The sequence below is a fragment of the Aestuariirhabdus litorea genome (genome assembly GCF_003864255.1).
GTDB classification, from domain to species: Bacteria; Pseudomonadota; Gammaproteobacteria; order Pseudomonadales; family Aestuariirhabdaceae; genus Aestuariirhabdus; species Aestuariirhabdus litorea.
Window position 1 is genome coordinate 708,890 of record NZ_QWEZ01000002.1, and the last position, 21,650, is coordinate 730,539.

Annotated in this window: 20 protein-coding genes; 12 read left to right on the forward strand and 8 right to left on the reverse strand. The window is 63.4% G+C overall.

Going from position 1 to position 21,650, the window contains the following annotated elements; translation table 11 throughout:
• The first annotated feature begins 3 nt into the window (after positions 1-3).
• Positions 4-798: a sulfite exporter TauE/SafE family protein gene (locus D0544_RS13345; RefSeq protein WP_207905881.1), complete on the forward strand. Its 795-nt coding sequence runs from the start codon at positions 4-6 to the stop codon at positions 796-798.
• 24 nt (positions 799-822) lie between these two features.
• Here the strand turns inward: D0544_RS13345 and D0544_RS13350 are convergent, their stop codons facing one another.
• Entirely contained in the window at positions 823-1,329 is a 507-nt protein-coding gene (locus D0544_RS13350; protein ID WP_164880932.1) for a cytochrome P460 family protein, read from the reverse strand.
• A 306-nt stretch (positions 1,330-1,635) separates the two neighbouring features.
• On the opposite strand from D0544_RS13350, the gene D0544_RS13355 reads away from it, so the two are divergent.
• Positions 1,636-2,088, forward strand: coding sequence for a tetratricopeptide repeat protein (locus D0544_RS13355; protein ID WP_125016942.1), 453 nt, complete (start codon positions 1,636-1,638; stop codon positions 2,086-2,088).
• Positions 2,089-2,248: 160 nt separating this feature from the next.
• Here D0544_RS13355 and D0544_RS13360 read toward each other — a convergent pair whose 3' ends face one another.
• The 5 genes from D0544_RS13360 to senA form a co-directional block, all read right to left on the reverse strand.
• Complete coding sequence (locus D0544_RS13360) at positions 2,249-3,463, reverse strand: CaiB/BaiF CoA transferase family protein (RefSeq protein ID WP_164880933.1); 1,215 nt, start codon at positions 3,461-3,463, stop codon at positions 2,249-2,251.
• Between the two features lie 58 nt (positions 3,464-3,521).
• Positions 3,522-4,031 (reverse strand): hypothetical protein, encoded by a 510-nt coding sequence (locus D0544_RS13365; protein ID WP_125016946.1) that lies wholly within the window; start codon positions 4,029-4,031, stop codon positions 3,522-3,524.
• Between the two features lie 225 nt (positions 4,032-4,256).
• Positions 4,257-6,518 (reverse strand): selenide, water dikinase SelD, encoded by a 2,262-nt coding sequence (gene selD / locus D0544_RS13370; RefSeq protein ID WP_125016948.1) that lies wholly within the window; start codon positions 6,516-6,518, stop codon positions 4,257-4,259.
• Complete coding sequence (gene egtD / locus D0544_RS13375; RefSeq protein WP_125016950.1) at positions 6,515-7,522, reverse strand: L-histidine N(alpha)-methyltransferase; 1,008 nt, start codon at positions 7,520-7,522, stop codon at positions 6,515-6,517. Before egtD ends, selD begins: the two co-directional genes overlap by 4 nt.
• 17 nt (positions 7,523-7,539) lie before the next feature.
• Positions 7,540-8,832 (reverse strand): selenoneine synthase SenA, encoded by a 1,293-nt coding sequence (senA, locus tag D0544_RS13380; protein ID WP_125016952.1) that lies wholly within the window; start codon positions 8,830-8,832, stop codon positions 7,540-7,542.
• 144 nt (positions 8,833-8,976) lie between these two features.
• Between senA and senB the strand changes: the two genes are divergently transcribed.
• The 5 genes from senB to D0544_RS13405 all read left to right on the forward strand — a co-directional run bounded on the left by senB (position 8,977) and on the right by D0544_RS13405 (position 13,643).
• A complete protein-coding gene (gene senB, locus D0544_RS13385) occupies positions 8,977-9,936 on the forward strand; it encodes a selenoneine biosynthesis selenosugar synthase SenB (protein ID WP_125016954.1) in 960 nt (319 codons plus the stop codon).
• Between the two features lie 30 nt (positions 9,937-9,966).
• The gene (locus tag D0544_RS13390) at positions 9,967-10,848 is read left to right on the forward strand and encodes a putative selenate ABC transporter substrate-binding protein (protein ID WP_125016956.1); all 882 of its coding nucleotides are present in this window, start codon (positions 9,967-9,969) and stop codon (positions 10,846-10,848) included.
• 20 nt (positions 10,849-10,868) lie between these two features.
• On the forward strand, positions 10,869-11,519 hold the full coding sequence (locus tag D0544_RS13395) for a phosphonate ABC transporter ATP-binding protein (RefSeq protein WP_125016957.1): 651 nt from the start codon (positions 10,869-10,871) through the stop codon (positions 11,517-11,519).
• Positions 11,512-13,008 carry a PhnE/PtxC family ABC transporter permease gene (locus D0544_RS13400; protein ID WP_125016960.1) on the forward strand — a complete coding sequence of 499 codons (1,497 nt, stop codon included), beginning with the start codon at positions 11,512-11,514 and terminating at the stop codon, positions 13,006-13,008. The genes D0544_RS13395 and D0544_RS13400 overlap by 8 nt, the downstream gene beginning before the upstream one ends.
• Before the next feature lie 116 nt (positions 13,009-13,124).
• Complete coding sequence (locus D0544_RS13405; protein ID WP_125016962.1) at positions 13,125-13,643, forward strand: hypothetical protein; 519 nt, start codon at positions 13,125-13,127, stop codon at positions 13,641-13,643.
• Positions 13,644-13,675: 32 nt separating this feature from the next.
• Here D0544_RS13405 and D0544_RS13410 read toward each other — a convergent pair whose 3' ends face one another.
• Positions 13,676-15,052 carry a class II fumarate hydratase gene (locus D0544_RS13410; protein WP_125016964.1) on the reverse strand — a complete coding sequence of 459 codons (1,377 nt, stop codon included), beginning with the start codon at positions 15,050-15,052 and terminating at the stop codon, positions 13,676-13,678.
• Positions 15,053-15,205: 153 nt separating this feature from the next.
• Between D0544_RS13410 and D0544_RS13415 the strand changes: the two genes are divergently transcribed.
• The 5 genes from D0544_RS13415 (at position 15,206) to D0544_RS13435 (ending at position 19,041) form a co-directional block, all read left to right on the forward strand.
• Positions 15,206-16,186: an amidoligase family protein gene (locus D0544_RS13415; protein WP_125016966.1), complete on the forward strand. Its 981-nt coding sequence runs from the start codon at positions 15,206-15,208 to the stop codon at positions 16,184-16,186.
• Positions 16,159-16,830, forward strand: coding sequence for a gamma-glutamyl-gamma-aminobutyrate hydrolase family protein (locus D0544_RS13420; RefSeq protein ID WP_125016968.1), 672 nt, complete (start codon positions 16,159-16,161; stop codon positions 16,828-16,830). Before D0544_RS13415 ends, D0544_RS13420 begins: the two co-directional genes overlap by 28 nt.
• Positions 16,823-17,257: a YqaA family protein gene (locus D0544_RS13425; protein ID WP_207905883.1), complete on the forward strand. Its 435-nt coding sequence runs from the start codon at positions 16,823-16,825 to the stop codon at positions 17,255-17,257. The genes D0544_RS13420 and D0544_RS13425 overlap by 8 nt, the downstream gene beginning before the upstream one ends.
• Before the next feature lie 114 nt (positions 17,258-17,371).
• Complete coding sequence (locus tag D0544_RS13430) at positions 17,372-18,145, forward strand: sulfite exporter TauE/SafE family protein (protein WP_125016972.1); 774 nt, start codon at positions 17,372-17,374, stop codon at positions 18,143-18,145.
• A gap of 119 nt (positions 18,146-18,264) precedes the next feature.
• On the forward strand, positions 18,265-19,041 hold the full coding sequence (locus D0544_RS13435; protein WP_125016974.1) for an SDR family oxidoreductase: 777 nt from the start codon (positions 18,265-18,267) through the stop codon (positions 19,039-19,041).
• Positions 19,042-19,120: 79 nt separating this feature from the next.
• Here D0544_RS13435 and D0544_RS13440 read toward each other — a convergent pair whose 3' ends face one another.
• Positions 19,121-21,349, reverse strand: coding sequence for an NADP-dependent isocitrate dehydrogenase (locus D0544_RS13440; RefSeq protein ID WP_125016976.1), 2,229 nt, complete (start codon positions 21,347-21,349; stop codon positions 19,121-19,123).
• Between the last annotated feature and the right edge of the window lie 301 nt (positions 21,350-21,650).

Genomic DNA, 21,650 nt, shown 5'->3' on the forward strand with positions numbered 1-21,650 from the left:
CACTTGGACGTTTTTATCGCGTATTCAGTACTGGGGGCGATCGGTGGTGTGCTGGCGGGCATGCTGGGCATCGGTGGAGGGGTGGTGATTGTGCCCGCGTTGATCTTTCTGCTCGGCTGGCAGGGGTTTCCGCCGGAGCTGATTGTGATCACGGCGGTGGCCAGTTCCCTGGGCACCATTATTTTTACCTCGATCTCTGCAACCCGCGCGCAGATCAAGCGCGGGGCGGTCGACTGGGTGATTTTTCGGCGCTGGGTGCTGCTGGTGATCGGCGGCAGTTTCCTCAGTGGTTTCGTCGCCCAGCAGCTGCCGCCCCAGGTGATGAAGGTGGCGATAGCGATCTTCCTGCTGCTGGTGGCGCTGATCATGCTCAGTAAATGGATTCCCAACCCCTCGCGGCAGATGCCGGGGCGGGCAGGGACCTCCCTGTTGGGGTTGCTGTCGGGGCTGGTGTCGGGGCTGGCGGGGATCGGTGGGGGCAATGTCATGGTGCCCCTGATGGTGCTCTTCAATACCCCCATGCAGCGGGCCACGGCCACCTCCAGCGCGCTGGGCTTTCCGCTCGCCAGCGTGGGGGCCTTGGGCTATGTGGTGGCGGGTTGGGGACAGGGCACCCCGGAGGGGTCGCTGGGCTACATCTACCTGCCCGCCACCCTTACCATCGCCGCCTTTACCGTACTGACCGCCCCCCTCGGGGTAGCCCTGGCGCACCGCATTTCCGCTCCCCTGCTCAAGCGCTGCTTCGGCGGCCTGCTGCTGCTGGTGGCGCTGCGCATGCTGTTCGCCAGTCTCGTCTAGGAGGCCGGCACCAGGGCGCAGCACCTATTTGAGGTGGTCGTAGGAGAAGAGGAACTCCTGGTCGGAGAGCGGGTTATGGCAGGCCCGGCAGGCGGTTATGTCCTTGTCGAGGCGCTGGCCGTCGGGGCTGAAGACAGCAAACTCCCAGTCCCCCACCTTAAGGGCCTCGGGATAGTCGGCATCAAAGCCGGCGCCCCGCTCCATCACCACCAGCACCTCGAGGGTGTTGGCGATGCGCCGCCCCAATGAGCTTTTCAGGGGTTGGCCGCTGGCATCCAGTTTGGCCGAATAGAGCTCGCCCACCAGTACCGATCCATAGGGGAGCTTGCCCTCTTTTTTGGCCCCCTCAAGGGCAATATCGTTGGCGTAGACGCGGATGATCTGCGTGTTGTTGGCGGTGCGGTCACCGCTGTAGTAGTGGGTGAAGTTGGCCCGGTAGTCGCCGGGGGATTTGACGTTTTCAGGGCCGGCCTGGGCGTTGCCGATAAGGAGGCTGAGGGCGGCGGCCACGAGGGGGACGAGGCGTTTCATAGGCGTGTCCTTTTGAGAGAGCGCAAGGGGGGGAGAGAGAACTCCCCTGGCAAGCGTAGCTGCCCGTTTGCCCGCCATCGACCCCGATTCCTGACGCTGGGGGGTGTCTCGAATAGAGGGGGGCGTTTTTCAGCATGTTTGCCGCTATGACCCCGAGAGCTTATGACCGGATCTGCTGACAAGCCCGTTTTGTGGGGTCTGTTATCCAGCTTCGTACTAACCATAACCGGTTAATCGCAAGAAAATCTGTACAGAACGGTGGCTATACTCATCAAGTGTGCTTGTCACTTCGCGGAGGGTTCCACTATGTTGCTTCGTTGTGCGCTGTCGCTGCTGCTGGCGTTGGGAGGTGTGACCCCGGTCATAGCGGGCGAGGCCGGCAGTGCATCGGTTCAACGGCCGTCGGTTGAGTATGAGCAGGGGGTGGAGGCGATTACGCTCGCCAATTACGAGAAGGCGATACGGCTATTTGATCGGGTGGTAGACGCCGAGCCGGATAATGCCGATGCCTGGAACTACATCGGCTTCAGCCAGCGCAAACTGTTCCGTTTCGAGGAGGCGTTGGAGGCCTTCCAGGTGGCACTCAGGATCGACCCCGACCACCGTGGGGCCAACGAGTACCTGGGCGAGCTCTACCTGCAGACCGACCAGCTGGACAAGGCGCGGGAGCGGCTCAGTCGGCTCGATAGGGTCTGCTTTTTCGGTTGTGAGGAGTACGACCAGTTGAAGTCCGCCATCGAGCTTTATGAGAAGCGCTAAGGGACGCTGAGTCGCAGTTTTTCTTCTGCCAATACAGCCCGATGGGCAATCGATATGGCGCGAGGCGGGTGCCTGGCCGCATGAGCGGCCAGAAAACGAAAACGGCCGGGAACGCCAACCGATAGCTGAACGCGGGGGTACCGCCTATTAGCCCCAGTGCTTATTCCGCGGAATGGATCACCTTGCTGTTTTCCAAAGCCACCACTTCCTCTTCTGTGTAGCCATGTTTGATTAGCTGCTCCCGGGTATGGGCGCCAACTGCCGCCGAGGGTGTGTAGTCGGGCTTTCCCTCTTTACGAAATTGAATCGGTGGGGTGGGAAGGTAGAACGTGTTGCCTGAGGGATAGGTGATCGGGCGCAGGAAGTCATTAACCAGTGCCTGCTCATCATGCGCGACGTCGTCCATGTGGCGCAGGTGCTCAAAAGGAATATCCGCCTGGTGCCACTTTTCGGCCCAATCCTTCAGCGGCCTGGATGCGATCAGGGGGGCAAGAATTTCCACCATGGCGCTCTGGTTCTGCTTGTTGCTCACCCTGGAGTTGAAACGTGAGTCTTCAATCAGGTCCTGCCTGTCCAGTGACTCGCAGAGGGGCTTCCAATAGCGATCGAAGTCAAACAGCATGAAGATGACCCACTCACCGTCGAGGGTTTTGTAGGGGTGGCCCATCACCGGCAACAAGACCGGTTGCTTGTAGGGCTGTGGGTAACGATGGCCGACCTGAACAGCCGCTTGCATGGTGGCTGAGGTCCAGATACCGGTGTGATATAGAGAGACCGATACCTTGTCTCCCTGCCCGCTCTTAAGCTGACGGTAGAGTGCCGCAGAGACACCCTGAGCCAGCGCTATACCCGTGGGGTGATCACCCATGCCGCCCAGATTGACCAGGGGATAACTTTCGGATGTGCCGGTATCGAGCCCCATCCCGGTCCTGCCGAAATAGGCGATAATGTCATAACCCGGCTTTTGGGCTTCCTTTCCTTTTTCACCGTACGCGTTGATGTGGCCATAGACCAGGCCAGGAAACTCGCTGGACAAATCCTCATAGGTGAGCCCCAATCGCTTAAGGGCATCTTCCCGATAATTGGTTATGAGAACGTTGGCATCTTTCAGCAACGTACGGATGATCCGTTGCCCCTCCGGCCGTTTCAGGTCGAGTGCGATAAACTTCTTGTTGGCATTTTCCAGGTCGAATACCGGGTTTTCGTCATGGGTGGCGGGTACACCTAATATAGGGCCCTGCACACGGTGCAGATCCCCTCCGAGCGATTCAACCTTAATGACTTCGGCTCCCTGGTCCGCCAGAATCCGGGCAGCGCTGGCCGCCGCAATCACGGTTGAAAGATCGATAACTTTTACGCCTGCAAATGGTTTCAAGAGGTGTTCTCCAACGTTTATACGGCAGCTTATCAAGCCGAAGGCCAGCCATTATACCTCAGGAGATCAGTGCGGCCAGCCGGGGTTCCAGTTCGGACATGCGCTGGGACCCTTCGGGGTTGGCCTTGACCGTCTCCCGCCAGTCATCAAACAGCGACTGCAACTCACTGATGGTCTGGCAGGCTTCCACCTTCTGGATCAGGGGTTCACCGGTGTAACCGATAAAGGTGCGGGTGGTGTTGACCATAAAGTTACGGGCCAGCTCAATGCGCTCGTTGTCGTCCTTGGGCTTGGGGCCTTCGTCGGGTACCGCCCGCCGGAGGGAAAAACCAAGGCCGGCTTTGGGGGGATCGCTCTTGAGGGGGGTGATGTAGCCATCGGCCAGCAGCTGGTCGAGGGCCTCTTTCATGCGGTCTCCGGGGAGCATGGCGGTGAGTGCTTCCAGGTCGCGTTTACCATCGACCAACAGCAGCATCTGCCGTGCCCGAGCGGGCAATCCCTGGTTGCGTTGACCAACGGCTTCAATGCCCTTGGGGGTTTTTACGTAAAGGGTGCCCGTGTCGCTCAAGCTGCCACTCCTGTTAACCATTTTATTGTTGTTTGTCGGTTGTGGGCCCCGGACTGCCTGTCAGGGCCGGGCTTCACGCCATAACGGCGGCAAGCCTTATTGAGGATAAAATCCCACCCGCCAAATGTCTATGGCCTGCAGCGGCGGGGTGGCAAGGCGAAGCGGGCGGTTGGTCACAGTTGGGGCCGGAATCCTGCCCCGGGCGGTCAGTCTCATCGGCAGGGTTCAGAGGAGATGAATCGGGGCGCTGTGGGCCGAGGCGGGCTCAATCCGGCCGATTATCGCCGCCTGGGGATAACCCGCCCGCTGCAAGGCGTCGAGGCAGGCGCTGGCCTGCGCCTGCGGGACGCCCGCCAGCAGGCCCCCGGCGGTCTGGGGGTCGAACAGCAACGCAAAGGCGTGCTGGTGGCGCTGGGCGTCGTTCGCCTGCAGGGCACGTCTCAGGCGCAGGTTTTGGGGCTGCAGCGAGGAGAGGATACCAGCCGCCACCGTATCGAGGGCACCCTCGAGCAGGGGCAGGGCATCCAGTTCCAGCGCGGCGTCGACTCCCGAGGCGCGGGTCATCTCCAGCAAGTGGCCGGCAAGGCCGAAGCCGGTCAGGTCAGTGCAGGCGGTGGCACCGAAGCGCTGCAGGCACTCGGCGGCCTGCTGGTTGGAGAGCCGCATCGACTGCAGGGCGGCGTCCACCCAGCGTCCCTTGGCTTGACCGCGCATGTCGGCGGCGAACAGGGTGCCGGTGCCGATCGGCTTGGTGAGAATCAGGGCATCGCCGGGCTGCAGGCCGCTCTTGCGCCAGACCCGCTGGGGATCCACCAGGCCGTTGACCGTCAGCCCGAAAGCCAGCTCGGCCCCTTCGCTGGAGTGCCCTCCGGCCAATACCGCTCCGGTGGGCTTGAGGGTCTCCAGCGCCCCCGCCAGCAGTTCGTAGAGGGTCTCCTCCACTACCCGCTCGCGGCCGTAAGGCACCGTGGCGATAGCGAGCACCGACTGCGGCTCGGCCCCCATGGCAAAAAGGTCACCCAGGGCGTGGTTGGCGGCGATGGCCCCAAAGGTATAGGGATCGTCGATAAAGGCGCGAAAGTAATCGACGCTCTGAACCATCAGCTTACCCTCGGGCACTGCCAGCAGGGCGCAATCATCGGCACCGCTGCGGCCGATCAGTACATCGGCACGCTGTTCGTCCGGCAGGCGCTGCATCACCCGCTCGAGGACCGTAGCCCCCACCTTGGCGCCACAGCCGCCGCAGCGCATTGCCAGGCTCGATAGCTCCTTGATCGCCTGCCGGTCGGCCAGGCCGGAGGCCAGGCTCGGGGTCGCTTCGCTGGCCATGGTCGGTAGCTGGTTGAAACGGCGCATAAAGCGGCGGTCGATCCAGTCCTTGAGGGTCCATAGCGCAGCCGACTCCAGCGAGAGGGGGCCCTGGGAGGCGATGGCGTAGGGGTTGCCGGTACTGATCAGGCCGAGGAAATGTTTCTGCGGGCGGTAGGCCCGTAATGGCTTGCCACGCAGGGCTGCGCACAGGTTATGAGCCAGTATGGGTCCCTCACGTACCGCGAAGACCCCCGACTTGGGACGTGGGTCGGGCAGCGCGGCGATATCTCCGGCGGCGAAGACCGCCGGATGGGAGATCGACTGCAGCTGCTCATTGACCCGCACAAACCCGCGGGTGTCGACCGTCAGGCCGGCCTCGGCCAGCCAGTCCGGGGCGGATGCGGTGGTGACCCATATCACCGCATCGGCGGGGCGCTGGCTACCGTCGTCGAGCCATACCCGCTCCGCTTCCACCGCCACCACCCGACGCTGGGGAATAAGGGCGATGCGGCGCTCGGCGAAGATCCTTTGCAGGCGCTGTCGGACTCCCGGGTTATGGGTCGGCATGATGCCATCGCTGTGAGTGACCAGTTCGAACCGCAGGCGGTCGGGATCGTCTCCGGCCTCGCGCAGTCGCTGTTGCAGGCGGTACTGGATGCTCAGGGCCAGCTCTACGCCACCGGCGCCACCGCCCACCACCAGTACCCGAAACGCCCCCTGGCTGGCCGCCACCCGTTCCACCAACTGTTGCCAGCGGCTCAGGAAACGGTCGATCGGCTTGGCCGCCAGGGCAAACTGCTCTACCCCGGGGATATCGAGGCTGTGAGGGCGCGAGCCGGTGTTGATGGAGAGCAGGTCGTAGCTGATGGGGGGACGGTTGGCAGCCAGCACCCGCTGGTTGGCCAGGTCGAGCCCCTCCACCGGTGCGTGGTAGAGACGGGCACCGGCGAAGCGGGCCAGGGGACCCAGGTCGATGTGACAGTCGTCGTAGTCGTAATGGCCCGCCACATAACCGGGTAGCATGCCGGAGTAGGGGGTGTGGATATCCCGTGTGACCAGGGTGATGCGCAACCCTGCCACCGGCTTCATCCCCAGCCGCTTGAGCACCTGTACGTGGGCGTGTCCGCCACCAACCAGCACCAGATCTTTCACTACCGGGGTTTGGGGGCTCATCATGATGGGGGGTAACTCCTCGTAACCTGTCCGGGGGGCGCGTCGGCGGAGGTGCTGGCTACCCGGAGCAGGTGGACGCTGAACAGCTTCGCGGGGTCACTCCAGAGCGCCTGGCCATGAAATCCCGCCTTGCCGGCCAGAGTAGCAAACTCCTCGCCACTGTACTTATAGGAGTTTTCGGTATGGATCGTCTCCCCCTCCTTAAAGTGGAAGGGGTGCCCCTCGACCACCACCTGCTGTGGCCTGAGGCTCAGCAGGTGCATCTCGATGCGGCCCGGCCCGGGGTTATAAAACGCCCGGTGCCGCCACTGCGGTAGATTGAAATTCGCCTCCAGCTCGCGGTTGATACGGGTCAGCAGGTTGAGGTTGAACGCTGCGGTGACCCCGGCGGCATCGTCGTAGGCCGCCTCCAGAATGGCGGACTCCTTTTTGAGGTCGACCCCGATCAGCAGGTAGCCCCCGGGCCCTACCAGCTCGGCGATCGCTCGTAGGAAACGGACCGCCTCCGGCGGGTCAAAGTTGCCGATGCTGGAACCGGGGAAGAAGGCGAGGGTGGTGCCTGTGGGGGTGCTCGCCGGTAATTGCATGAGCCGGCTGTAGTCGGTGCAGGTGGCGTGGATCTCCAGCCAGGGGAAGTCCTCGGCCAGCGCGGCGGCCGACAGGCGCAGGTGGTCGCGGGAGATGTCCATAGGCACATAGGCCAGGGGTCGCAACCCCTCAAGCAGGATGCGTACCTTTGCAAGGCTGCCACCGCCCGGCTCCACCAGCAGGCTGGTGCTCCCCACTTCGCGAGCGATGTCAGCGGCATTGTCGCGGAGAATGCCGATCTCGGTGCGGGTGGGGTAGTACTCCGGCAGCTCGGTGATGGCCTCAAACAGGGCGGAACCGCGCTCGTCGTAAAAATATTTGGGGGCCAGGGTGGCGGGGCGCTGGCTGAGCCCGGCGATTACATCCTCGGCAAAGCGATCGATCTGGGAGTGGAGGTCGTGAAAATGAATGCTGCTCATATGAAATGGTCTCGTGTCTACAGGGCGCAGGTGCGGAAACCGGCAAATACATCGTTGCGCTCCGGTCCGTAGTAGGTGCGCCAGCTGTTGCGGATCATGGGAGCGTGGGTTGCCCAGCCTCCACCGCGCAGTACCCGGGTGTGGCCAAACAGAGGCTGTGAGTAATCGGCATACATATCCGGAGTAAAGCCGGGATAGGGGCCAAACCGATCGGCGGTCCACTCCCACGTGTTGCCAATCATCTGGCGGCAGCCGAAGGCGCTGTCGCCGCCCGGGCAGGCATTCACATCCACCGTTCCCAGCGCCGTACCGCCGAGGTTGGCCTGCCCAGGGGCGGGTGCAGAGTCTCCCCAGGGGAAGCGGCGCTTATGGGGAGAAAGCCCCAGACCCCCGGGGCCGGGCTCAGCGGCGGCGGCCATCTCCCACTCTACCTCGCTAGGCAGGCGCCGTTCGGCCCAGCGGCAGTAAGCCTGAGCCTCGTACCAGCAGACGTGGATCAGGCCATGGTCCGGCAGCAGTGGCTGCCAGCGGTCAAAATGGCGCTGTTGCCAGTCGCCGCCCTGTTGCCGCCAGTAGAGCGGGTGTTCGAGACCCGTGCGCTTTCGCCAGTCCCACCCTTCATTCGACCAGTAACGGCGCTGCCGGTAGCCGCCCGCCTCCACAAAGGCGAGGTAATCGCCGTTGCTGACCGCGGTGCGGGCGATGGCGAAGGGGGCGACCTCGACCGGGTGGGCCCATTTTTCGTTGTCGAACACGAATCCGTCCCTGGGGCTGGCCCCCAGCATAAAGAGGCCGCCGGGGATCAGTGCATCGCCCGTCGCGGCTGTACCAGGCTCGAACAGGGGGGCGGGGCCCAGGTCGGGCGTGGGGTACGCGAGGGTCTGGCGGCTGTAGGTGTAGGCTTCGTTGTGCATCGCCTGGTGGAAGAGGGCGTATTGGGCCAGGTAGTCCCGCCTGGGGTCCTCCTCCTCCGTCAGGCAGGCCAGCACCCGTTCCTGCACCTGCTCGAGGTAGTGCAAGGTGTCGGGCAGCGAGGGTAACGGCAGATCCCAGCGCTGGTCATGGGCGATGCGGATCGAGTCGTAGAGTTGGTCGGCATCGGCGCGCAGCGGCGGCTGCCCGAGGTGGTGGCGCAATAGCCAGTATTCGTAGAAATAGGCGGCGTGGCCGATCTCCCAACGCAGGGGATTCACAATCGGCAGGCGGGGGCCCATCATCTGTTCGGAGTTGAGCCCGGCAATCAGTTGCAGGGTACGCTGGTGAGCCTGCTGGATGAGCAGTGCGATGGTGGCGGACGTGAGTGAACTCATGGATGATCCTCGGCGCTAACCTATAAGAGCGTAGCCTAACCCGGGACCGGCGCGTGGCAGGAAACGGGAGCGGCCGGGTAGGTCGGTCGCAACATTTTGATCCATACTCAGCTACTCACCGGCCGTGAACAGAATCCTGGACCCATGCGCATTATCCTGATCACCCCCGCCCCGCTGCGCTCCAGGGCGGGCAACCGCACAACAGCGGCCCGCTGGGCCCATCTATTGCGGTCCCTGGGCCACCGGGTAGAGGTGGCCACCCGCTATGAGGGGCAGGCGGCCGAGCTGATGATCGCCCTGCACGCCTGGCGCAGCGCCGACTCGGTGGTGGCGTTTCGGGCGCGTTATCCCGACCGGCCCCTGGTGGTTGCGATTACCGGTACCGATGCCTATCGCTTTATCCACAGCGATCCCGAAGTCACCCTGCGCAGCCTGGCGCTGGCCGACCGGCTGGTGGGGTTGCACGACCGCATCGCCGAGGCCTTGCCGGCGGATGTCCGCCACAAGCTGCAGGTGATCTACCAGTCGGCCGAGCCGGTCAGCCGGCGCCAGCCCTACACTCGCTATTTTCACGTGGCGGTGATGGGGCACCTGCGCGAGGAGAAGGACCCCCTGCGACCGGCGCTGGCCGCGCGCCTGCTGCCGGCCAGTAGCCATATCCAGATCCACCAGTACGGCAAGGCCCACAGTCCGGAGTGGGCGGACCAGGCGCGAGCGGAGATGGCCATCAACCCGCGCTACCACTGGCATGGTGAGTGCCCCCACTACCAGGTGCGCAGGGTCTATCAGCGCACCCACTTGCTGCTGCTGCCCTCGCGCATGGAGGGGGGCGCCAACGTGATCTCGGAGGCGGTGGTGGCCGGGGTGCCGGTGATTGCCTCGGATATCGAAGGCTCGAAGGGGCTGCTGGGGGAGTCATATCCCGGTTATTACCCGGTGGGGGACGAGAAGGCTTTGTCTACACTGCTGCTGAGGGTAGAATCCGACCCCACTTTTTACCGCTCGCTGCAGCGCGCCGGCCAGGCCATCCGCGGGCGTTTTACCCAGGCCGGTGAAGCCCGCGCCTGGCAACGCTTGCTGGGGCAGTTGGACGCTGGGGCGTAAGCACTTGATAACCACCATGAGGAAGAGAGCATGAAAAACGGTAAAGGGCGTGTATTGGCGGTGCTGCTGTTCTCGCTGTCGCTGCTGGGCTTCGCGGGCCCGGTCCAGAGCGCACCCAAAACCCTGGTGTTCTCGGCCATTCCCGACCAGGACCAGGCGCAGCTGGTGCAGCGCTTCAGCAAGGTGGCGGACTACCTGACCAACGCCCTGGGGGTACCGGTCAAGTACGTACCGGTCAACTCCTACGCCGCGGCGATCACCGCGTTTCGCAACGACCAGGTGCAGCTGGCCTGGTTTGGTGGCCTCTCCGGGGTGCGCGCGCGCCTGCTGGTGCCGGGCTCCGAAGCGATCGCCCAGGGGGTGGAGGACACCGAGTTTGTCTCCTACTTTATTGCCCACAGCAGCAGCGGCCTCAAGCCCGCCGACCAGCTGCCCGCCGAGCTGGCCGATAAAACCTTTACCTTCGGCTCCAAGGGTTCCACCTCCGGTCGCCTGATGCCCGAATTCTACCTGCGCGAGGCCTTCGGCAAGGCCCCCGAGGCGCTGTTCTCCTCCGTTGGCTTCAGCGGCAACCATTCGCGCACCATCGCCCTGGTGCAGACCGGGGCCTACCAGGTGGGCGCCACCAACTACAAGGTGTGGGAAGAGGAGCTGGCGGCTGGCAAGATCGATACCTCCAAGGTCTCCGTGATCTGGAAAACCCCCTCCTACCCCGACTACCAGTGGACCATCCGCGGTGATGTGGACGTGGTCTGGGGCGAAGGCTTCAAGGCGCGGGTCAAACAGGCGCTGTTGGATATGAAGGATCCGGAACTGCTTAATGCCTTCCCCCGCAGCGGCTTTATCGAGGCGGGCAACGGCGACTACCAGCCGATCCTCGATACCGCCAAGAAGATCGGCCTGATCGACTGATCCCCCGGTCACCCTGTCTTATGTTGACTCTCGAATCGGCAAGCGCCTCCTACCAGGACAGGGTTGCCCTCAGTGATATCAGCCTGCAGATCCCGGCGGGGCAGAAGGTGGCATTGATCGGCCGCAGCGGGGCGGGCAAGTCCACCCTGCTGAAGCTGCTGTACGGCCAGCGCCCCGCCGATATCGCCCTGGTGCCCCAGGATTACGGTCTGGTCAGCAGCCTGTCGCTCTACCACAACGTCTACATGGGCCAGCTCGGGCGACGCCCGCTCTGGTACAACCTGCTCAACCTGGTGAAGCCCCTGGCGCAACCGGTGGCCGAGGTGAAGGCGGTCCTGGAGCAGCTGCAGTTGGGGGACAAGCTGTTTGAACCCGTGGCCCAGCTCTCCGGCGGCCAGCAGCAGCGTGCCGCTATCGCCCGCGCGATGATGCAGGGCGGGCGTATCCTGTTTGCCGACGAGCCGGTCTCCTCACTGGACGAGCAGCAGTCCAAACTGGTGATGGCGGTACTGCGGGACCATTTCGATACCCTGGTGCTGGCGATGCACGATATCGACCTGGCGCTGGCCTACTGCGATCGCATTATCGGCCTCGACGGCGGGCGCATCACCCTCGATGCCCCCACCGCCTCGCTCAAGCGTGACGATCTGCTCGAGATCTACGGTGAGTAACGCCCCCTATCGGCGCTCGGCGCGCTGGAAGCTGAGCTGGTGGTTTGTCGCCATCGCCGTTGGCTGTCTCCCTTTCGCCGACCTCAGCATCACCACCTACGATCCCTGGGGGGAGCTGGGCCGCCTCTTCGGCGGGTTGCTGAACCCCTCGCTGGCGGGTATCGAAAAGCCCCTTGAGGCGCTGCTGCAAACCCTGGCGTTTGCGATGCTGGGGGTGTCGGGGGGGGCCGCAGCGGGGTTTGTGCTGGCGCAGCTGTTCCACTGGCGCTGGGTGCGGGTGATGTGCGCTTCGCTGCGGGCGGTTCACGAGCTGTTCTGGGCACTGATCTTCCTGCAGATCTTCGGCCTGCACCCCCTCACGGGCCTGCTGGCGCTGGGGATTCCCTACGCCGCCACCTTCGCCAAGGTCTACGCCGAGATCCTGGAGGAGGGGGATCGGCGCGCCTTTGAGGCGGTGCGGCAGCGCTCGGGACCCCTGTCGGCCTTCTTCTACGCGCGCCTACCGGATTTGTGGCAGCACTTCGTCAGTTACACCAGCTACCGGCTGGAGTGCGGGTTGCGCTCCAGCGCGGTGCTGGGGTTTGTCGGCCTGCCCACCCTGGGGTACTACCTGAGCACCGCCTTTCTGGAGGGGAACTACGCCGAGGTGTGGGCGCTGCTGATCCTCTTCTATCTGGTGATCGCAACCCTGCGCTACTGGGCGAGGCCGAAGCTGCTGCCCCTCTACTGGCTGGCGGCCCCCTTTATTATCGCCAACGACAGCAGCATCTCCCTGGGCAATGTGAGCCGTTTTTTTACCCAGGACATCGTGCCGCTGCCGCTGCGCAACGGCGAGGGTGTCATGGGACTGTGGCACTGGTTTAGCGACCTCTGGGTCAGCGATGCGCTGCCCGGTATCCTCAACACCCTGCTGCTCACCCAGATGGCACTGGTGTTGACCGGGGTGATCACGCTGCTCTGGTTTCCGCTGGTTTCGAAACTGTTTTTTGACCGCGTGGGGCGAACCCTGGGCCACCTGTTCCTGGTGGTGGTGCGCTCGACGCCGGAATATATCCTCGCTTTTATCCTGCTGGCCCTGTGGGGACCCTCGATGCTGCCGGCGGTGGTGGCGCTGGCGCTGCACAACGGCGCCATCATCGCTCACCTGGTGGGACGCTACAGCGACTCGCTCAGGCTCAGGGCCGATAGCATAGCTGGCCTTAACCGCTACGCCTACGAGGCGGTGCCGGGGGTCTATAACCAGTTTCTGGCCTTCCTCTTTTACCGTTGGGAGATCATCCAGAGGGAGACCGCGATCCTCGGTATTCTGGGGATCACCACCCTGGGGTTTTACATCGACAGTGCGATCCAGGATATCCGCCTTGACCGCGCCATGGTGCTGATTGCCATCACCGCGCTGCTGAATATCACTATCGATGCCCTCTCCCACCGCATCCGCTCGCGCCTGCGCCTCAGCTTCGGACTCGACGCCAGCTCGGTACGGCGTTAGCCCCGGCCCCCTGTTGTAGACCCCCTTTGTGTTCCCCTTTAAGTCCACCTTAAGGTGGGACGTCTAGCATTCCCTCCCACAGACGATGATGTCTTGCTTATTGAGAGGGAAATAGGATGAAAACAAATATTGACGCGGTACGGCCGGGTGTCCTGATCTGCCTGTTGATCATGCTGTTTGGCATTGGCCTGGGGATTGGCTTTGGGGTGAATGAGGATGCCTTCAAGGACTACATCGCCCAAGGGATAGCGGCCGCTCCCCAGCTACACGATGGCAACAGCGCCGGCAAAATCTGGCGTTATGCCCAGCGCGCCCATTTCCACGCCCTGGGCATCGCCGCCTTCTCCCTGGGGCTGATCCTGGTGGTGGCGCTGTCGTCGCTGGCGGCGTCCCTGAAAAAGGTAACGGCGGTACTGATCAGCCTCGGCGGCCTCTATGCACTGGCCTGGTTTACTATGTTCCTGCTCTCACCCTCCATGGGACGTGACGGGGCGCATGAAGCCTTGATGACCAGCGTCTGGATCTACCTCGGGGTGGGCTCACTGACGGTGGGCATGTTGATCCTGATCGCTAACCTGGCGTTTGGGTTCGGCCGCGCCTCCAACGCACGGGCGGCTACCGCTTACGCCCGCTAGCCCTCCCTGGCTGTGATCTTTCAATAGGTTGCTCACTCGGTGCCGGGTCGGGTCAGTGGCTCGGGGTCCAGCAGCTGGCGGAGCTCCTGCTCCGAAAGGTCGCTCATCTCCTGGGCGACCGCGAGGATCGGTCGCTGCTGCTCCATCGCCCGGTGAATGATGCGGGCACAGAGATCGTAGCCGAGGCGCGGTACCAGAGCGGTGGCGATCACCGGGTTGCGGGACAGGCTCTGCGCTATCTGCTGGCGGTTGACGGCGATGCCCGCAATCGCCTTGTCGGCCAGTACCCGGCAGGCGTTGTGCAGCAACAGCTGGCTCTGGTCGAGGTTGTAGGCCACCAGTGGCAGCATGGTATTGAGCTGGAACTGTCCCGACTGGGCACTGAGACCGACGGCCGTGTCCAGGCCGATCACCTGGGTCGACAGCATGATGATCGCCTCGCAAATCACCGGGTTGACCTTGCCCGGCATGATGCTGGAGCCCGGTTGCAGGGCCGGCAGGGTGATCTCATTGAAGCCGCAAACGGGCCCGGAGTTCATCAGTCGCAGGTCGTTGCAGAGTTTGATCAAAACCTGCGCCAGTCCCCGGAGGTCTGCGCTGTAAGCGGCGCACCGGTCGACACTGGCCTGGGCGGCAAAGTGGTTGGGGGCCTCGGTCAACATTACGCCGCTAAGTTCGGCCAGCTGCTGCAGGCAGAGGCTGGCAAAGCGGGGGTGAGTGTTGAGCCCGGTGCCGACGGCGGTGCCCCCCAGTGCGACGGGGGAGAGCTCCGAGGCCGAGTGCTGGATGCGCTCCCGGGCGTCTTCCAGCTGGGCTGACCAGCCACTGAACTCCTGCTCCAGCCGAATCGGCACCGCATCCATCAGGTGGGTTCGCCCGCACTTCACCAGGTCGGCAAACTCCTCCCCCTTGGCGGAGATGGTCTCTTGCAGATGGCTGATTGCCTGCAACAGCGAGGGGTTACGCTGCAGCGTTGCCAGGTGGATCGCAGTAGGGATCAGGTCGTTGGAGGATTGACCCAGGTTCACCTCATCGTTGGGGTGCAGTAGCAGCCCCGACTGCTGCTTTGCCAGATGGACGATCACCTCGTTCATATTCATGTTGGTGCTGGTCCCGGAGCCGGTCTGGAACAGGTCAATCGGGAACTGGTCGTCATGCCGGCCGGCGCTGATCGCCTCTGCGGCCTGCACGATGGCCTGGCACCTCTCCTCCGCCAGTAACCCCAGTTGCTGGTTGGCCCGGGCCGCGGAGGACTTGATCTGGGCCAGGGCATGGATGAAGTGGCAGGGCATGGGGGTGCCGCTGAGGGGGAAGTTTTCCAGTGCTCGCTGGGTCTGGGGGCCGTAGAGTGCCTGTTGGGGTATACGGACCTCGCCCAGGGCATCCTGTTCCGTACGGTAAGACTTCATGCGGGGTTCCCCTGTTTTGATAATGACCCCCTAACTATAGGAGACTATAAGAGGGTATCCGTTCAGGGCTGCAGCGCGGGGCGTCTATACTGGGGGCTACCCACCCATGAATTAACCTGAGCGCTCACCCATGAGCGCGGGAGTACTGTTGCTGTGACGAATGAAACCGCTTCCCGATACCGATTACCGCCGCGCCGCGAGCGTGCATCGGGGGCTGAGCGGCGGGTTGGCTTTGAGCTGGAGTTTTCCGGCGTCTCGCTGGAGCAGGCCAGTGCGGCGGTGGAAGCACTCCCGGGGGGCCGCATTGTGGACTCGACCGTGGCGGAGCGGGTCATTGATACCGATCTGGGACGCTTTCGGGTAGAACTGGACTGGAACTTTCTCAAACAGCAGGCGGCGCAAAACCACGGGCAGGAGGAGTGGCTGGGAACCGTTGCCGATGTGGCCGCCCTGCTGGTACCGGTGGAGGTGGTCTGTCCGCCGGTTGAGATTGGTCACCTGGAGCAGCTCGATGGACTGGTGGATGCCCTGCGGGCCGGTGGCGCCACCGGCACCGGTGAATCGATGCTGGCCGCCTATGGCCTGCACATTAATCCGGAGTCCCCGGATCTTGAAGCCAGCACCCTGAGTGCCTACCTGAGCGCCTTCGCACTTTTGCAGTGGTGGCTCAGCGAAGCCCACCAGGTGGACTTGACCCGCAAGGTGAGCCCCTATATCGACCTCTTTAGCGAGTCCTTTGTCCGCCCCCTGCTGCTGGAGCCCCCCGGTACGATGGAGTCCTTGATGGAGCTTTATCTTCAGCACAACCCAAGCCGTAACCGTGCCCTGGATATGTTGCCCCTGTTGGCCGAGATCGACGAGGAGCGGGTTCGGTCGAGGGTGGACGATCCCAAGATTAAAGCGCGGCCCACCTTCCATTACCGGCTGGCCAACTGCCAGATTGAGCAGTCGGACTGGTACCTGAGCGACCCCTGGAATATCTGGTGTGTGCTGGAGGCGGTGGCGGAGCGGCCGGACTGGCTGGAGGAGCTGGGGCGTGAATTCCTGGCGCGATCACGGCCCCTGCTGGGGGTCAACCGAACGGAGTGGGTGGATTATCTCAAGCAATGGCTAGACGACCACGAATTGGTGTAACGGGCAACGCCCGACGCTGGGCGCCGGGCTGGTGGTGCAGCTGGCTGGTACTGCTGTGGGTGGGCGCGCGGCCGCTGCGGATCAGCGTTAAACACAATGTTCATATCGAAGAGCTCGATGGACTGGTGATCGGCGGAGGCAGTGATATTGCCCCGGAGCACTACGGTGGTGACCTCAATCGGCAAGTGCGAGCCGATCCGGCGCGGGACGAGCTGGAGATTGCCTGGATTCAGCGGGGGCTGAGCCACAACCTGCCGATTCTGGGTATCTGTCGCGGCGCCCAGCTGCTCAACGTGGTGCTGGGGGGGAACCTCTACGGGGATATACGGGAGCTGCGACGACGCACCCATAACCGCCCGGGGCTGATGCCCACCAAGCGAGTTGAACTGGCCAGCGGGAGTCGGCTGCAGGAGCTGGTCGAGAGGCAGAGACTGCGGGTCAACAGCCTGCACCACCAGGCGATTCGGGACCTGGGGGAGGGGTTACGGGTGGTCGCCCGGGACCGCGATGATTTCGTGCAGGCGGTGGAGGCCGAGGATGGCCGTCCCCTGCTCGGGGTGCAGTGGCATCCCGAGTATCTGGCCTACCTGCCCGCCCAACGGGCACTGTTCCGCTGGCTGGTGGAGAACGCCGATCGTGATTGAGCTGCTGGTACTCTTTGGCAGTGCCTTCCTGGCCGCCACCCTGTTGCCCTTTTACTCCGAAGTGGTCCTGCTGGTGCAACTGCAACAGGGGGGCGACCCCTATCTGCTGGTGCTGGTGGCGACCCTGGGGAATACCCTGGGCGGGGTGGTCAACTGGGGGCTGGGGCGCTACCTGTTGCACTTCAGGGATCGGCGCTGGTTCTATTTCAGTGCCGCCCAGATCGAGCGCAGCCAGCGCTGGTTCCAGCGCTACGGCTTCTGGACCCTGCTGTTGAGCTGGCTGCCGGTGGGCGGCGATGCCCTGACCTTTATCGCCGGCGTGATGCGGGTCAGGCTATGGCTGTTTCTGCTGCTGGTCGGGCTGGGCAAGGGAGCGCGCTATGCCGTGCTGGTGATCCTCTACAGCAGTACCCAGATGCTTATCTAACATGAGGCAGGCTCAATAGCGCCAGCCCTTCAGAGGTTGTCTCAGGGCCAGTGCTATCGTCGTTAGCAAAATGCCATTAGACTGTAGCCCTCCCTGGTCGAGGCTCCCCCTTTCATGCTTGAGTTACTGTTCCTGTTTGGTGCCGGTTTTTTCGGTGGCGTGATTAACTCCATCGCCGGCGGCGGTAGCTTTATCACCTTTCCCGCGTTGCTGTTTGTGGGGGTGCCGCCCATCAGTGCCAACGCCACCAACACCTTCGCCTCCTGCGCTGGCTACATGAGCGGGGCTTACGCCTTTCGCCGGGATATGGCCGAATACCGCGCCGAGCTGCCGCGCATCCTGCTGCTGAGCCTGGTGGGCGGGGCGCTGGGTGCCTGGTTGCTGCTCAATACACCCGAGGCCCTGTTTATGGAGGCGGTGCCCTGGCTGCTGCTGTTTGCCACCGTGCTCTTTATCTTTGGTGGCCAGCTTTACAGCCTGTTCAAGGGGTTGTCGGCCCGGCATCGGCACGCCTCCTCGGTGGGCGGCTTGCTGTTGGCGCTGGGGTTACTGGGGGTGTGCCTGTACGGCGGCTTTTTCAATGCCGGCCTGGGCATCATCACCCTCAGCTACCTGGCGCTGGCGGGTTACACCAACATCAACGCCATGAACGGCCTCAAGCTGCTGGTCTCCACGGCGGTCTCCCTGGTGGCGATCCTGATCTTTATCCTCGATGGCGCCATCGCCTGGTACCAGGGGTCGCTGGTGCTGCTGGGGACCCTGGCAGGGGGGTACGTGGCCGCCCACCTGTCGCGCAAGTTGCCGCAGTCGCTGGTGCGGGGTTTTGTGATCCTCGCCAGCTGCGGCATCACCCTCTACTTTTTTATCGACATCTACCTCGTGGCCTGATCGTTTTGGGGGCATTAACGCGCTGAATGGTGCGCTATCGACGGCAACCACTGTATCTCCCGGTCGGCCGCGCTAGGATGGGGGGCAAAGCCACCCAACAACGTCCGAGGCCGATCACCATGAACCCATTTTTTGACCTGAGCGGAAAAGTAGCCCTGGTAAGCGGCGGCTCAAGCGGCCTTGGGCTGGCCATTGCCGAGGGGCTGCTGCAGCAGGGCGCGCGGGTCTATATCGCCTCGCGCAAGCCGGAGGCACTGGCTGCGGCGGTAGAGCAGCTTTCCAAGGTCGGCCCCTGCGTGGGGCTGCAGGCCGATCTCAGCGACGGTGAGGGCAGCAAGGCCCTGGCTGCCCGCTTTGCCGAGCAGGAGACGCGCCTCGACATTCTCGTCAACAACGCCGGCAACAGCTGGGGGGCGCCGCTGGAGAGCTTTCCCGACGAGGCCTGGAACCGGGTGATGAACCTGAACGTGCGGGGGGTGTTTAACCTCACCCGCGACCTGCTGCCGCTGTTGCGGGCGGCGGCCAGCCCCCGCAGCCCGGCGCGGGTGATCAATATCGGCTCGGTGGCCGGCATCATCAGCAGCAGCCTGGGGGCCTACTCCTATGGTGCCAGCAAGGCGGCAGTGCACCAGCTGACCCGCAACCTGGCGCGGGAGTTTGCCGAGCACCACATCAATGTGAATGCCATTGCGCCGGGGCGTTTTCCCAGCCGTTTGACCCGCCACCTCACCGAGGACAGCGAGGCCTACGCGGCCGACTGCCGGATGATCCCCCTGGGGCGCTTCGGTGAGCCGGAGGAGATCGCTGCCCTGGCGGTCAGCCTGGCCTCCACCGCCGGTGCCTACATGACCGGTGCCATTATCCCCATCGACGGCGGTGCCAGCCTGATGGCCTAGGCCTGCGGCCGAACAGCGGGCAAAAAAAAGCCCAACCGAAGGGTTGGGCTTGCTGGCGCGGGGCGCCGCCTGCAGCGGGCTAGTTGCCGGACAGCAGGGCGTTAAGGGTGGCGCTGGGGCGCATGGCGGCGCTCACCTTGTTGGTATCGGGCTGGTAGTAGCCGCCCATATCGACGTGCTGGCCCTGGCTCTCCTTGAGCTCGGTGAGGATCTTCTCCTCGTTGTCCCGCAGCGATTTGGCCAGACCCGCAAAGGCGGCGGCCAGTTCCGCATCCTCGGTCTGGTTGGCCAGCTCTTCGGCCCAGTAAAGGGCGAGGTAGAAGTGGCTGCCACGGTTGTCCAGCTCACCCACGGTGCGTGAGGGGGATTTGCCGGTCTCCAGCAGTTTGCCGGTGGCCAGGTCCATGGTCTTGGCGAGGATCTGGGCCTTGGCGTTGTTATCCTTGCTGGCCAGGTCCTCCAGGGAAACCGCGATGGCGAGGAATTCACCGAGGGAGTCCCAGCGCAGGTGATCCTCCTCCACAAACTGCTGCACGTGCTTGGGCGCAGAGCCGCCGGCTCCGGTTTCAAACAGGCCGCCGCCGGCCATCAGCGGCACGATGGAGAGCATCTTGGCGCTGGTGCCCAGCTCCAGGATCGGGAACAGGTCGGTCAGGTAGTCGCGCAGTACGTTACCGGTCACGGCGATGGTGTCCAGGCCGCGCTTGAGGCGCTCCATGGTGTAACGGATGGCGCGGTCGGGGTTGAGGATGTGGATCTTCAGCCCTTCGGTGTTGTGATCCTTGAGGTACTTTTCCACCTTCTTGATCATCTGCGCATCGTGGCCGCGGTGCTCGTCGAGCCAGAAGATGGCTGGCATGCCGCTGGCGCGGGCACGGTCCACGGCCAGCTTGACCCAGTTCTGGATGGGGGCATCCTTGGCCTGGAACATACGCCATACGTCGCCGGCTTCCACGTTATCGTGTTGCAGCAGCACGTTACCGGCGCTGCCGACCACGCGCATGGTGCCATCGGCGGGCAGCTCGAAGGTCTTGTCGTGGGAGCCATACTCCTCAGCCTTCTGCGCCATCAGGCCCACATTGGGTACAGTACCCATGGTGCGGGGATCGAAGGCGTCGTGGTGTTTGCAGAAGTTGATCATTTCCTGGTAGATGGTGGCGTAGCAGCTGTCCGGAATCACCGCCTTGGTGTCGAGCAGTTTGCCGTGGGCGCTCCACATCTTGCCGCCGTTACGGATCATGGCGGGCATGGAGGCATCCACGATTACGTCGCTGGGGACGTGCAGGTTGGTGATGCCCTTGTCGGAGTCCACCATCGCCAGTTCAGGGCGTTGCTCATAGCACTTGCGGAAATCGGTTTCGATCTCGGCGCGCTTGGAGTAGGGCAGGCTGTCGATCTTGTAGAGTACGCTACCGACGCCATCGTTGGGGTTAACGCCCAGCTCGGCCAGGGTGTCGGCGTGCTTCTCGAAGGCGTCCTTAAAGTAAACGGTGACGGCGTGGCCGAAGACGATGGGGTCGGAGACCTTCATCATGGTGGCCTTGAGGTGCAGTGAGAAGAGCAGGCCGGCGTTGCGGGCCCCTTCCATCTCCTCGTCGAGGAACTTGCGCAGCTTGCGGGTGCTCATGAACTGGGCGCTGATGATCTCACCGTCCTGAACCGGCACCTCTTTCAGTACCTTGACGCTGCCGTCCTTCTCAACCAGCTCAATGCGAACGGTGTCGGCCTTGTCCATGGTGGTGGAGATATCGCTGGAGTAGAAATCACCTTCACGCATATGGGCAACATGGGTGCGGCTGGCCTGGCTCCACTTGCCCATGGAGTGGGGATTTTTGCGGGCGTACTGCTTGACGGCTGCCGGCGCGCGACGGTCGGAGTTACCTTCACGCAGGACCGGGTTTACCGCACTGCCCAGTACCTTGGCGTACTGCGCCTTGATCGCTTCCTCTTCGGCATTGGCGGGGGACTCGGGGTAGCCCGGCACCTTGTAGCCGTGCGCCTGCAGCTCGGCGATGGCGGCCTGCAGCTGCGGGATGGAAGCGCTGATGTTAGGCAGCTTGATGATGTTGGCCTTGGGGTCCTGGGTCAGTTCGCCCAGCTCCTTGAGGGCATCGCTGACGCGCTGCTCTTCGCTCAGGTACTCGGGGAAGTGGGCCAGGATACGGGCCGCCAGGGAGATGTCCCGAGTCTCTACGTTGATGCCGGCAGCGGCGGTGAAGGTGTTAACAATCGGGAGCAGGGAGTAGGTCGCCAGTGCGGGCGCTTCATCTGTGAGGGTATAGATAATCGTGGAAGTTTTGTCGGTCATTTTGTTCCCTACCTTGCTGTCTGAATGGCCTTCGTGGGTTGCCGGCCATGTATCTGAGAAAAGCGTTCGCCTGTGCGAATCCTGGCGCGGAGTATACCAGAATTGGCGCTAAATAATTGTCCTGCCCGGAGGTAGAGCCTCCGTTGTAGGGAGCTGCCCCGGGCTGATGTTCTGCGCTCCAGCCCAGGCGCCGGTGAAAACGGGGGGCCGATAGGGCGGTTGGTAAGCGAGTACGGCGGGCCGGTCGCTGTGTGCAGATTGTCGACAATTTGCGATAGATCGGCATTGTACGGCGAAATGG

Bases quoted from the DNA above. Each gene is read 5' to 3' on its own strand.
- senA (WP_125016952.1), bottom strand. From the start codon at position 8,832: ATGAGTTCACTCACGTCCGCCACCATCGCACTGCTCATCCAGCAGGCT.
- D0544_RS13355 (WP_125016942.1), top strand. From the start codon at position 1,636: ATGTTGCTTCGTTGTGCGCTGTCGCTGCTGCTGGCGTTGGGAGGTGTG.
- D0544_RS13395 (WP_125016957.1), top strand. From the start codon at position 10,869: ATGTTGACTCTCGAATCGGCAAGCGCCTCCTACCAGGACAGGGTTGCC.
- D0544_RS13405 (WP_125016962.1), top strand. From the start codon at position 13,125: ATGAAAACAAATATTGACGCGGTACGGCCGGGTGTCCTGATCTGCCTG.
- D0544_RS13430 (WP_125016972.1), top strand. From the start codon at position 17,372: ATGCTTGAGTTACTGTTCCTGTTTGGTGCCGGTTTTTTCGGTGGCGTG.
- D0544_RS13420 (WP_125016968.1), top strand. From the start codon at position 16,159: ATGGCTAGACGACCACGAATTGGTGTAACGGGCAACGCCCGACGCTGG.
- egtD (WP_125016950.1), bottom strand. From the start codon at position 7,522: ATGAGCAGCATTCATTTTCACGACCTCCACTCCCAGATCGATCGCTTT.
- D0544_RS13440 (WP_125016976.1), bottom strand. From the start codon at position 21,349: ATGACCGACAAAACTTCCACGATTATCTATACCCTCACAGATGAAGCG.
- D0544_RS13435 (WP_125016974.1), top strand. From the start codon at position 18,265: ATGAACCCATTTTTTGACCTGAGCGGAAAAGTAGCCCTGGTAAGCGGC.
- senB (WP_125016954.1), top strand. From the start codon at position 8,977: ATGCGCATTATCCTGATCACCCCCGCCCCGCTGCGCTCCAGGGCGGGC.
- selD (WP_125016948.1), bottom strand. From the start codon at position 6,518: ATGATGAGCCCCCAAACCCCGGTAGTGAAAGATCTGGTGCTGGTTGGT.
- D0544_RS13390 (WP_125016956.1), top strand. From the start codon at position 9,967: ATGAAAAACGGTAAAGGGCGTGTATTGGCGGTGCTGCTGTTCTCGCTG.
- D0544_RS13410 (WP_125016964.1), bottom strand. From the start codon at position 15,052: ATGAAGTCTTACCGTACGGAACAGGATGCCCTGGGCGAGGTCCGTATA.
- D0544_RS13350 (WP_164880932.1), bottom strand. From the start codon at position 1,329: ATGAAACGCCTCGTCCCCCTCGTGGCCGCCGCCCTCAGCCTCCTTATC.